Origin of the sequence: Niameybacter sp., assembly GCF_036655075.1 — a bacterium.
Taxonomy (GTDB): Bacteria; Bacillota; Clostridia; order Lachnospirales; family Cellulosilyticaceae; genus Holtiella.
This window is the reverse complement of record NZ_JAVVQU010000005.1, coordinates 66,008-78,091: the sequence shown is the minus strand read 5'-3', so window position 1 is coordinate 78,091 and position 12,084 is coordinate 66,008. Positions and strand designations below refer to the sequence as shown.

General features: G+C 35.4%; 14 protein-coding genes, 1 tRNA gene and 1 other RNA gene. 14 read left to right on the top strand and 2 right to left on the bottom strand.

What is annotated here, in order from left to right; all coding sequences use genetic code 11:
- Positions 1 to 346 precede the first annotated feature (346 nt).
- From RRY75_RS02945 to RRY75_RS02925, 5 genes are all read left to right on the top strand, one after another.
- Complete coding sequence (locus tag RRY75_RS02945; protein WP_332493992.1) at positions 347 to 544, top strand: hypothetical protein; 198 nt, start codon at positions 347 to 349, stop codon at positions 542 to 544.
- Positions 545 to 704: 160 nt separating this feature from the next.
- Complete coding sequence (locus tag RRY75_RS02940; RefSeq protein ID WP_332493994.1) at positions 705 to 1,604, top strand: DUF3881 family protein; 900 nt, start codon at positions 705 to 707, stop codon at positions 1,602 to 1,604.
- 133 nt (positions 1,605 to 1,737) lie between these two features.
- A tRNA-Arg gene (locus RRY75_RS02935) sits at positions 1,738 to 1,811 on the top strand.
- 144 nt (positions 1,812 to 1,955) lie between these two features.
- Complete coding sequence (locus tag RRY75_RS02930; protein WP_332493995.1) at positions 1,956 to 2,534, top strand: restriction endonuclease; 579 nt, start codon at positions 1,956 to 1,958, stop codon at positions 2,532 to 2,534.
- A 98-nt stretch (positions 2,535 to 2,632) separates the two neighbouring features.
- Entirely contained in the window at positions 2,633 to 3,073 is a 441-nt protein-coding gene (locus RRY75_RS02925) for a hypothetical protein (RefSeq protein WP_332493996.1), read from the top strand.
- A gap of 25 nt (positions 3,074 to 3,098) precedes the next feature.
- Here RRY75_RS02925 and RRY75_RS02920 read toward each other — a convergent pair whose 3' ends face one another.
- Complete coding sequence (locus RRY75_RS02920) at positions 3,099 to 3,899, bottom strand: protease inhibitor I42 family protein (RefSeq protein WP_332493997.1); 801 nt, start codon at positions 3,897 to 3,899, stop codon at positions 3,099 to 3,101.
- Between the two features lie 75 nt (positions 3,900 to 3,974).
- Positions 3,975 to 5,402, bottom strand: coding sequence for a spore germination protein (locus RRY75_RS02915; protein ID WP_332493998.1), 1,428 nt, complete (start codon positions 5,400 to 5,402; stop codon positions 3,975 to 3,977).
- A gap of 109 nt (positions 5,403 to 5,511) precedes the next feature.
- Here RRY75_RS02915 and RRY75_RS02910 point away from each other — a divergent pair, with 109 nt between their 5' ends.
- From RRY75_RS02910 to RRY75_RS02870, 9 genes are all read left to right on the top strand, one after another.
- On the top strand, positions 5,512 to 5,970 hold the full coding sequence (locus RRY75_RS02910) for a nucleoside deaminase (protein ID WP_332493999.1): 459 nt from the start codon (positions 5,512 to 5,514) through the stop codon (positions 5,968 to 5,970).
- A gap of 67 nt (positions 5,971 to 6,037) precedes the next feature.
- Complete coding sequence (locus RRY75_RS02905) at positions 6,038 to 6,478, top strand: hypothetical protein (RefSeq protein WP_332494000.1); 441 nt, start codon at positions 6,038 to 6,040, stop codon at positions 6,476 to 6,478.
- A 67-nt stretch (positions 6,479 to 6,545) separates the two neighbouring features.
- Positions 6,546 to 6,810, top strand: an RNA gene (ffs, locus tag RRY75_RS02900) — signal recognition particle sRNA large type.
- 494 nt (positions 6,811 to 7,304) lie between these two features.
- On the top strand, positions 7,305 to 7,664 hold the full coding sequence (locus RRY75_RS02895; RefSeq protein ID WP_332494002.1) for an arsenate reductase family protein: 360 nt from the start codon (positions 7,305 to 7,307) through the stop codon (positions 7,662 to 7,664).
- 56 nt (positions 7,665 to 7,720) lie between these two features.
- The gene (dnaX, locus tag RRY75_RS02890) at positions 7,721 to 9,328 is read left to right on the top strand and encodes a DNA polymerase III subunit gamma/tau (protein ID WP_332494003.1); all 1,608 of its coding nucleotides are present in this window, start codon (positions 7,721 to 7,723) and stop codon (positions 9,326 to 9,328) included.
- Positions 9,329 to 9,340: 12 nt separating this feature from the next.
- Positions 9,341 to 9,679, top strand: coding sequence for a YbaB/EbfC family nucleoid-associated protein (locus tag RRY75_RS02885; RefSeq protein WP_332494004.1), 339 nt, complete (start codon positions 9,341 to 9,343; stop codon positions 9,677 to 9,679).
- Between the two features lie 23 nt (positions 9,680 to 9,702).
- Positions 9,703 to 10,281, top strand: coding sequence for a recombination mediator RecR (recR, locus tag RRY75_RS02880; protein ID WP_334309739.1), 579 nt, complete (start codon positions 9,703 to 9,705; stop codon positions 10,279 to 10,281).
- Positions 10,282 to 10,356: 75 nt separating this feature from the next.
- Positions 10,357 to 11,457, top strand: a complete 1,101-nt coding sequence (locus RRY75_RS02875; RefSeq protein ID WP_332494006.1) for a sensor histidine kinase — start codon at positions 10,357 to 10,359, stop codon at positions 11,455 to 11,457.
- 4 nt (positions 11,458 to 11,461) lie between these two features.
- Positions 11,462 to 12,082: a response regulator transcription factor gene (locus RRY75_RS02870; protein ID WP_332494007.1), complete on the top strand. Its 621-nt coding sequence runs from the start codon at positions 11,462 to 11,464 to the stop codon at positions 12,080 to 12,082.
- Positions 12,083 to 12,084: the final 2 nt, after the last annotated feature.

Genomic DNA, 12,084 nt, shown 5'->3' with positions numbered 1-12,084 from the left:
TCTAAAAATATATGCAAAAAAGAGGTGCCACAAAACTAGTTACCTAGTTTTGCGATACCCCCTTTTGGATTCCGAATTATCTTTTGTAAAATAAATGTATAAAGTGATTAAGCGTAAATTATAATATATTTATGTAAAGTTGGCAAGGCATAAATACTATTTATTTGAAACATATTGTTTAGCAATGAAAAATCCATATCAACACCCCCCATTAATACTATTAGAGATATTACAAAGTTGAGTTTGAAAAAGTAAGATAATTGGATAAGAATCTAAAATGTATAAAATTTAAAAATCTATATACACTAAGAGATAATCTTATTAATGGAAGTGAGGAAGAGGAAAAATGGAACAATTTCAATGTCAAAATTGTGGTTATGATATGACAGGTATAGAAAAGTATACCGCTGCTATGAACTCAACTTTTTATTCAGGTGTTGATACAACTTTTATGGATGTAGCAGGTCTTTACAATAGTCAAATTAATAATTCTGTTAGATGTCCAAACTGTGGACAAGTTGGACAATGGATTAGACACTATTAAAAATAAGGTTGTTTTTATAAACAACCTTATTTTTTTGTGCTGTAAAACATAACGAGTATGAAATATAAAAAAATTTCATACAATGTAATGAGGCATACACTTGCAAGGTCTTTAGTTGCTCATGTATAATATAAGATAAATCATGGAGAGGAGGACGAATATGGAATCTCCACTAAATGTTGTGGGCTTTGCAAAAGCGAATATGAAACATGATGTTGAAGAAATTATACAAGGTATTTTAAATCACCCAACTAAGCAAAGGGCAATAGAGTTAGCGCCAAAACTGATCTTTGCAGAGTATCTAAGAGAACTAGCAGAAAATACATATTTAATTGTTAGAGTTATGATTAGAAAGAATGAAAACGATAACGAAGAGCCAGATGTGACAGTTTATGATTGTGATGCACTTGTAAAGGCAGAATATAATTTACAACTACAAGAAGTGCATGTAGAAAAGATTGATGAAGATGATGAGGAAGACACAGATTACTATGTAGTATGTGAGGAAAAAGAGACATCCATGGAAATTGTTTTTGTCCTACAGAATACCATTGAGTATTTAGAAGGGGTAAGAAAAGGAGAAAGTATTCAAGAAGTGAATATAGTAGGTGTAGCTTCTGAAGGCACTATTATCTTACCTATAGAGAAGGATGAAGAAGAAGAGCGTATAGAAAAAGAGGAAAGAGATAAGTTGCGTGCCATCATTCAGAAAATGAAAGATGGGGATGAAGAGGCCCGTGAGTTATTAGAAAAAGAAGAAAAAGAATTAGACCTTCAGCTAAAAGAACGGTTAAAAGAAGAGGACTTCCTAACTGTTATGAGTGGATACTTCATGCCTGCTACATTTGAGGATGCAGTATATGCAATACTTGGTGATATTACAAAAATAAAGCAAAGAAAAAATAAATTAACAGATGAAGTCATGTATGTCTTGACCTTAGCAGTGAATGATATGCCAATGGAAGTGGTTATTAATGCAAAAGAACTTATAGGAATGCCAACTATAGGTATGCGTTTTATGGGCACTTGTTGGGTACAAGGTCAAGTTATTATGGGATAAAAAGTGCAAGGTATACTTGCACTTTTTATTTGTGCGTAAAAGAATGGATAAGTGAATACTAATAGTGAATAGTTTATATATATACTTGACGAATAGAGGGTAAAGTCGTAATATAAAAGGGATTGAAAATTATGTTTCCGTAGCTCAGTAGGATAGAGCGACCGCCTCCTAAGCGGTAGGCCGCTGGTTCGATTCCAGTCGGGAACGTCATTTAAGGCTACTGTACTTGTACAGTAGCCTTTTTTTGTACATCTGAGGGATAATCTAACGAATAAAAGAATAACTATTTCTTTCAGTACTTTTGAATAAAAAAGATAAGTTTATCCCATAATTCAACTAGAGGTGAAAAAAATGAAAAAATGGATTAAGACAAGCTTGTTAGCAGGTTCACTGCTCCTTTATTTTTGGTTTATACTACGGTCTGATAACATTATTAATGCATTGACCAAAATACTCATTGTAGCATTATTACTCCTAGGAATGGAAAGCATGAGAAGAGATAAGGAAAAGACATTTATCCTTCACTCAGATATGAAACACATTAAGAAGATGGATCAGATAGAGTTTGTAGAATATATAGCAAGTCTATACAAACGATTAGGCTATTTTATCGATCTTATTAAGTCAAAAGAAGAGTTAGGCTGTGATCTCATTGCAAGAAAGCAGCAAGAGGTCGTCTGTATTAAGTGTATAAGTGGAATAGAGGAAGTAGGGCTACTGCCACTTCAGCAAGTATATGGAAGTAAGAATTTATATAAAGCCAATAAAAGTATGCTTATCACGACAGGATATTATAGTGAAAAGGCGAAGCAGTTTGCTAAAGCCAACCATGTAGAGCTTGTAGATCAAGAAAAGTTGATGAAACATATTATGAAAGTGACACATCAAAAACATGTGGTGCAACCATCTTCAAATACACAAGAAGTATAGTAACTAGATTGTAATAATAAATAATAGAAAATCTATTAATAAGTTCAAACATTTGTGTTAGTATAGTGATAAATGGTAAAAGAAAAGGGGGAAGTTCAATGAATTTGGAAACTAAGCAAAACATTGAGGTTGTAACCAAGAAACAAAAGCTTACTGTAGGCACTATTATATTGGGGATTGGACTTATTAGTATTCCTATTATTATTACCTTATTCCTTACAGTTCCAGAATTAGGACAAAAGATTCTAGAAGCAAAAAGTGAAATTTTTAAAGGGATGTTTATTGGTGTAACCATTTTACCAGTGTTTCTTTTTGTTACTATTAAAGGTGGCAAGGTTTGGTACAAGCAATGGTGGAATTGGGCAGCAATAGGTATAACTTGTATTGCTTTAGTCACCATTACACTAGTAAGTACTTTTACTGGGCAAAGCCAAGGGCTGGATGAGGGTGTGAGTATCGAAAATGGCATGGACATGGAAGATGGTGTGGATATGTCAGGTGACCAAGAAAGTTCTGATGGAGTAATGATTATGAACTAAATAAAAATGAGTGTCCCCAGGACACTCATTTTTTTGCGGTTGTTTTAAGTTTGAAAATTTCTGTGTCAATTATGCTCAGAGGTTCGAAATTGCGGAGTTTATTAAATTCAATCACAAACGTAGATACTTGAGTAGGACGAATAATCCAAATATGTTCTCCAGCAGAACCTATACGATCTGTTTGTCCTGGTAGGAAATAATCTTCAAGTACAGTAATTCCCTTAGGAAATGCAACTTTCCACTGATAACCTGTAGAAGGATTTTCTTCAAGTTTAATCATGAGCTTTTGGTCTACAGTGTAAGTGTTAGTACCCGGAAATAGTGGAAGAGAACGGTCTTCAAGAGGCATATTGGTTTCGGTAGGTTCAGTAGATATTTGGGGTACAGGTATCTCTGGTGGAATAGATGAAAGTGATATGAATTGAATTTGATTGTTCTCTAAAGAGGGGGTAACCTTAAAAGCTAATTCAAAGAATTCTTGTGGTGCATATAATGTATTATTTATAAGCTGTGTAGGTTGTGAAAGCTTGTGGCTTGTATTATTCATTATAAATTTTGATTCATTAGCAATTAAGGAAATCTTAGTCTCTTCATTTTCTAGCAATACAGATTTTGTTTTGGCATCCCAAGAAAGAGTATAGCCTAAAGAGTCATTGAGTAGCCTTATGGAAAATAAACGGGGTTCTTCATATGTAACAACTTCTGATTTGGCCTGTTCATCTAAAATAACAGGCGTATATGTTGTAGATATCTCGGCAGCATAAATATAAGAACTGCAACTAACGAGAGAAATGAGTGCTAAATAATAGAGTTTGAATTTTGACATAAAATACACTCCTTCAAATGTTTAGGTTTAACTAAAGTATAACATTTGAAAGAGTGTATTAATAGATAGTTGATATTAATGTTTATTTACATTTTGTTTGTTCTGTACAGAGGTTCTAAAAATAAGAGTACGAAGTGCTGACCAATTGAAAGGAAGGAGTGGATAGAGGTAAGGCTGACCACTGAAGGATTTAGTTGTTGCAAGGAGGACAAAGTCAAGAATAATTGCAATAACAAATCCCCAAGTTCCAAATAGTCCAGCGCCTAAAAGCATTAAAATACGCATAAACTTAATGCCATAACTGAGTTCAATACTAGGCTGAGTAAAACTAGATAGGGCAACGATGGACATATAGAAAATGCTGTGAGGGACGAGCCATCCTGTTTTAACTGCATACTCACCTAAAATAAGACCACCGATGACGGAAAGCGAAGTGCCGAGAGAACTAGGTGTATTGAGTGAGGCAATTTTAAGCCCATCTACAGCAATTTCTAGAGCTAGGAACTGTATAAAAAGGGGCACATTTAACGGATCATCGGGCAAGAGAAAAGATAGTGAAGATGGAATCATGGATTCATGTTGAACAATAAGGACATAAGCAGGTGTCAAAAAGAGGTTGACTAAGAAGATAATGTGGCGTACGAAGCGTAAATAGTTCCCTGTTAGAATAGGTACGTAATAGTCATCAACATCTTGTAAAAAATCAAAGATACCAGTAGGCACAATGATAGCCGTAGGTGAGTTATCGACTAAAATAACAATTTTACCTTCTGCAACTTGAGCAGCTGCAACATCAGGACGTTCTGTATAGCGTGCTTTAGGAAATGGGTTAAACCATGTTTCGTTATTGACACTTTCAATAAGTGTTTGGTCACCCATAGTGAGACTATTAATTTGAAGATGAGAGAGCATGTCTTTCACCTTTTTTAAAACTTTTTTATCTACTTTATTACTCAAGTAGCCAATTGCCACATCGGTATTAGAAATTTTACCAATATTCATCATCTCAAATATGAGGTGAGGGTCTCTGATTCGTCTTCGAATGAGAGATGTGTTAAATACAATGGTTTCTACAAAACCATCACGGGCACCGCGTATTGTTTTTTCTTTTTCAGGTTCATTAATGCCACGAGTAGGATAAGTACGTAAGTCAATAACTGCAGCAGAACTAGAGCCATCAAAAAGTAAGATAGTTTGTCCAGCTAAAAGCGCTTTAACCAGCTCATTTATATCTGTTTCAGTTGAAACTTCAATAGAACTAATACCGTGACGAATAAGGTCTTCGGCAGTATGAATTTTATCTATTGTTTCTTGAGGAAGAGCAAAAATATCTCGGCGAATATATTCTATGTTTGTATCTTTAGCAAAACCATCTATAAAATAGAGATAAAAGGTACGACCGTGGATATATAAAACTTTCTCAAGAATATCAAAGCTTTTACCAATAGGTAAAATGGCATGTAATTGGTGTAGATTATCTTGTAAGTTAGAAGTTAGTTTCATGAGTTACCACCTGATTTTTAGAAATAATGTAGTTAGCTTGTGCAGGTCTATACAAAATATACATTTTTAACTAGAATAGAATGAAAGAAATGACAAGGTAGGTAAAGAAATGGAAGAACATATTAAATATATGCAAATGGCATTAGAAGAGGCAAAAAAAGCCTATGAATTAGATGAAACACCTATAGGTGCAGTCATTGTGCACGATGGAGAGGTAATTGCTAAAAGTTGTAATAGGAGAAACACGGACAAAAATAGCCTTTCACATGCAGAGATTCTAGCTATAGATGAAGCGTGTAAGCATATAGGGGATTGGCGTCTAGAAGATTGTACAATTTACATTACATTAGAACCTTGTCCAATGTGTGCAGGTGCTATTGTACAGGCACGTATTCCACAAGTTGTATATGGCGCAAGTAGCCCTAAGGCAGGATTTGGAGGCTCTGTTCTTAACATTTTAGAACTTGAAGCACTTAATCATCGGTGTGAAGTGATAAGGGATGTATGTACAGAAGATAGTGCGGACCTCTTAAAGCTATACTTTAAAAAAATGCGTCAAAAAAAGTAATTGGAGAGTTGTTTAAAAAATGGTATAATATAGATGCAGTTCTAAAAAATGAATGGAGGAAACTTCGATGAACGTTACCGCAAAACATAAGAAGGCAAGAATTTTTAGAGATTTTCTTATTGAAACAGATGGCGTAAATATGTTTAAGGAAGAAGAAAAGGAACATGCTATACTTTTTAGAAGTATGTATCCTGTAAGAGAAGAAGATAAAAAGCAATTTATGTTTATTATAGATGATTCAATCTATGTGACAATGCAATCTCTTATCGTAAGCGAAGTGCCAGAAGATAAAAGAGCAGCTATGCTAGAGGTTATTAACCAAATTCATTTTGAGTATCCAACAGTAAAATATGTACTTACTCCAACGGGACAAGTTATGACATCTACTATTTTCCATGCGCATGAAGGCAACTTTGATGCAGGAACAGCTGTTAAATGTACAATTGAATTATTTAAAGTAATTGCAAGTAACCATTATGGACGCTTCTTAGCAGTTTTAGGAGAATAGGGGCATTGACACATTGGCATAAAGCCGTTATACTAAATACGTGACAGTTTCATATGTCAACCATTTTCCGTGCTAGCCGGGGAAGTAGCGGTGCCCTGTACCTGCAACCCGCTGTAGCAGGGGTGATGCTCTAGCCGAGGCAGTATCTTGTAGGGTCTGCCCTTAGCAAGTGATGTTGATGATTAGGTCTTACGCAATAGGCACTCTTGAATCGTGTCAGGTCCGGAAGGAAGCAGCACTAAGGGAGCACGCTCTATGTGCCGTGAGAGTGCCTAGTCGGAGTTAACTACTAGGGTCACGCTTATGGGCTATTGTCGAAGCTGAGTGCACGGATTTAAAAAGTAAATAAATGATATATATATAAATACACCCCTAAAGGTATATACCTTTTAGGGGCTATTTTTATATGCAGAGATATTAATGTACAATAAGTTTAAAAGTTACTGTTTTTAAAATAGGTCGTCCACAACATAACCTTCGGCAGTGACAATTAATGGTATATTCACCGTGCATAGTAGGAATAATAATCCATTGGCGTATTAAAGAGTTTTTTATAGGAGAATAACTACTTCTGATGGTTTGAAAATGTGGAGGAAGTTCTAATTCCCATCGGTTATTATTTGGAGGTTCTTCTAATTTAATAGTAAGTTGCTCATTTATAATAGCATGGTTTATAACAGATTCAGAAAGAATATGAGACATAAGTTCACCTCTTTTCGATTTAAATTAAAAATAGAGAAGCTTTATAAAGTCGAAGCTATATATTAGTATATACGTAGGACTAATAAGAGGGGACAAAATAAATAAAAATAAGAGGAGTAATTTCATGAAAGTATTATTTGTAGAATATCCTAAGTGTACAACTTGCAAAAAGGCATTAAGCTATTTGAAAAGCCAAAACATAGAAATAGAAGATAGACATATTGTAGAAGAAGTGCCAACGGTAGAAGAACTTACTGCTTGGATTCATAAAAGTGGCCTAGAAATTAAGAAGTTTTTTAATACCTCAGGTAAACTTTACAAAGAAATGAACTTGAAAGATCAAGTAAGTACACTTTCATTAGAAGAGGCTGTAGAGCTACTTACGTCTAATGGTATGCTTATCAAACGACCTATTCTAGTAACAGAAGACACTGTTTTAGTAGGATTTAAACAAGAAGCCTATGATGAGGCTCTTAGAAAATAGGATTTTGTGGTATAATATAGAAAGAAAATCATACCAGATTGAGAAAGGAATAGGCTATGAGTTATTTAGCACTGTATAGAAAATATAGACCTAGAACATTTGATGAAGTTGTGGGACAAGAACATATTGTAAGAACTTTACAAAACCAAATAAAAACAGGTCGTATTTCTCATGCCTATCTTTTTACAGGGAGTAGAGGGACGGGAAAAACGACCATTGCCAAAATCTTTGCAAGAGCAGTAAACTGTACAGAGCCTGTGAATGGTTCAGCTTGTATGGTGTGCGAGGCATGTAAGCAAATAGAAGATGGCGGTAGCATTAATATTATTGAACTTGATGCAGCATCTCATAATGGTGTTGATAATATACGTGAGATTAATGAGGAAGTAAAATATAGTCCTGCTGTAGGGAAGTATAAGGTCTATATTATAGATGAGGTCCATATGCTCTCAACAGGTGCATTCAATGCATTACTTAAAACTCTAGAAGAACCACCGGCACATGTTATCTTTATACTAGCAACTACAGACCCGCAAAAGATTCCTGTAACCATTTTGTCTAGATGCCAGAGGTTTGACTTTAAACGTATTCCGGCAGTAGATATACAAGATACTTTGCACGAGTATATGGGAGAAGAAAAAGTTGAAATAGAAGATGACGCTTTAAGTTATATTGCAAGGCTTGCAGATGGCGGAATGCGAGATGCTTTAAGTATATTAGAGCAGTGTATTTCTTTCTATTTTGATGAGCATATTACAGTAGATAAGGTCTTGTACTTAGTAGGTGCAGTGGATACACACTATTTGTTTGATATGATAGAGGCCTTTAGAACTTATGACAGTAAGAAGGCACTAGAAGTGGTTCAAGCGGTCAACACACAAGGACGAAGCATTAGACAGTTTGCTCTGGATCTTTTAGGTCATGCACGCAATTTATTAGTTGTAAAGACTACACAGGGTGATACGAGTGTGTTAGACTATAGCAAGGAATATATTGCACGTCTTAAGGAGCAAGCTGATGGGCTAGATGTGCATGCTTTGATGCAATATATTAAAGTCTTTTCTGAGCTGGATTCAGAGATGAAAGTAGCTTCTAATCAGCGTATTTTACTTGAAGTAACAGTACTTAAACTAAGTGAGGCTGTAGTGGATGAAGCATCCAGTGGACTCGAAGAAAAGCTGATGGCACTTCAAGCTAAGCTTGAGAAGTTAGAGGCACGTGAACCGGTTCAAGTCATACATCAAGCAGCACCTCAAAAAGTGGAAAAAGAAATTGTTCCAACTAGATTGCCAGAGGCGGTGCCAGAAGATATCAAAGCACTTATAGGTAAGTGGGATGGTATCAAGGAGAAGCTTGGAACAGCGGCAAAGCTTGTGTTCAAGTCAACTTCACCAGGTCTTATTGAAGGAGATACCTTCTATATTGTACATGGTATTAATATGGAACCAAGTATTAACTCACATATTGAAGAAGTACGTAAATTTATCAATCAAACCATGCAAAAAGAAGTGAAGGTAGTTCCGATTGATATTAGACATTATGAATCAAAGGTCAAAGAGACTCATGGGACAAAGATGGAACAAAATGATGTAACGGAGTCGATTAGTGGAACGCTTAGAGATATTTATTCTAAAATAAATTATAAAATAGAAACCATAAATTAGGAGGATTACACAATGGCAAGACAAGGATTTAGTGGCGGAATGCCTAACATGCAACAACTTATGAAACAAGCACAAAAAATGCAAAAACAAATGGAAGAAGCACAAGCTAAAATTGGTGAAACTGAAGTAACTGCTACAGTAGGTGGTGGGATGATTCAAGTTGTTGCTACAGGAAACAAAGAAATCAAATCTATTACAATTAAACCAGAAGTAGTAGATCCAGATGATATTGAAACATTAGAAGACTTAGTGCTTACAGCTGTTAATGAAGCAATGCGTCAAGCAGAAGAACTTAGCCAAAAAGAAATGGGTAAATTAACAGGCGGAATGCCAACAGGAGGCTTATTCTAGTGCAAGGCTACTATGGGAATAAGATGATTGCTCTTATTGAAGAGCTCTCAAGATTACCGGGTATAGGTTCAAAGTCTGCACAGAGACTCGCTTTTCATATTATCAGTTTACCAAGGGATAAAGTACAGCATTTAGCAGCTACAATTGTTGATGCTAGAGAGCACATTAGTTATTGTGAGCGTTGTTGTACCATTACAGATGACAAAATATGTCCAATTTGTAAGGATGAAATGCGCAACCAACATCAAGTAATGGTGGTAGAAGACTCAAGAGATATGGCAGCTTATGAGCGTACAAGGGAATTCAAAGGTCTTTACCATATTCTACATGGTGCTATTTCACCTATGATGGGTGTAGGGCCAAGTGACATTAAGATTAAAGAATTACTTGAACGTATCCAAAAAGAGCAAATAGAAGAAGTAATTGTTGCAACAAACCCTAATATTGAGGGTGAAGCAACAGCTATGTATGTAAGTAAACTCCTTAAACCTCTGGGGATTAAGACAACCCGTATTGCACATGGGGTACCAGTAGGTGGGGATTTAGAGTATGTAGATGAAATCACTTTATCTCGTGCACTTCAAGGTAGACGTGAAATGTAGATAGAAATAGGGAGTTATCATAAATCGATTCGTTTTGTGATAGCTCCTTTTTTAGTATAATCATAGGAGAATAGAATGAAACAAAGAGCTATCTTTTTGAATGGATTAACCGCACTATACTGTGGACAACGATTATTGGAGGCAGATTTGCAAGTAGGAAAAATAGTAGCCATACTATGTATCCACCTTATTTTCTACTTATCTAGTCAAATGATTCAAAATCCTAAAGTTGCAAAGACCCTAATAATAGTCGACTTAGTTTATTTAGGGAGTCTAGTAGGCGTAGGATACATATTACTCATTGTTCCACTCGTGCTCGCATTAATGGAGTACAGCTGCTTTAAGAGAGGTTGGCTAGAAAATGTAGTATTAATCATGATTGGAGTGAGTATGATTCTAATAGGCTACAAAGAGATACTTGCAAACTGGTTTATCTATGGGATATTAATAGTAACAAGTTTGTCCACTTATTGGGACAAAATGAAGCTTGTGCAGTTAACAAAAGAGAATACAGAACTGATGGGGAAAGTAAGTAACTTGGGGCGTGCATTAGAGCATACTAAAAAAGAAAAGAGAGAGATGGCTTATATCACAAAAGTAACCGAGCGTAATCAGTTAGCACAGAAGCTACATGATAAGATGGGTCATCTCTTAGCAGGCAATGTCATGCAACTTGAAGCGATAAAGCTCATTTTAGTTAAAGACCAAACTAAAGGCTTAGAACTTTTGAACCGTGTTATAGAGGGGTTAAGAGATGGGATGGAAGAAATCCGATTTACATTAAAGGATTTAAAGCCGGCAACGAGTGAAAATGGATTAACCCAAGTTAAAGAAATACTTGAAGACTTTAAGGAAAAATCAGGTATTACAAGTGATTTGCTGTATAAAGGGGACTTAGCAAGTGTAGGACTTGAAGTATGGTTTGCTATTCATGAGAACTTAAAGGAGACCTTAACCAACTTTATGAAGTACTCGTCAGCAAATCAATTTGAGGTCAGAATTGAAGTCATGCATCAAGTCATTAAAGTAGTATTTAAGGATAATGGTGTAGTCAAGCAACCTGTTGGACATGGATTGGGGCTAATAGGAATAGAAGAAAGAACGTTGGGGATAGGTGGAAAGATTATTGTAAATACAGAAAATGGATTTGAGACCATTATGTTGATTAAGAGGTGAAGTCATGATAAAAGTATTAATTGTAGATGATGATATGCTGATTAGAGAAAGTCTCAAGGTGATTTTATCTACATATGAAGGGATAGAAGTTGTAGGCACTCAAGCAAGTGGAAAAGGTTGCCTAGACTTTTTGAAACAAAATCAAGTAGATTTAGTATTGCTAGACTTACGTATGCCTATTATGGATGGAATAGAGGTATTGAAGCAAAAAAGTCTAGTGAGTCGTACAGAGAAGTTTTTAGTTTTAACTACTTTTGATGAAGATGATTTGATTAAGAGTGCACTCCACTATGGAGCAGATGGGTATATTCTAAAAAATAGTACGCCAGAACATATTGTTCATGCTATTAGAGCAGTAGCTAGTGGGAATAGTGTATTTCATCCAGATGTATTAAAAAGCATGGGTGAAATGAATGTAGAGAGTAAGACAGACTGGAGTAGTTATGGCCTGTCTACACGTGAAATGGAGATTATTGAGGAAATTGCCAATGGGCTTTCAAATAAAGAAATCGCAGAGCGCCTATACATATCTGAAGGTACGGTGAAGAACTATATAACCTCTATTTTGAGTAAGATGGATTTAAAACATCGTACACAAATTGCTATTATCTATTTAAAAAAATAATA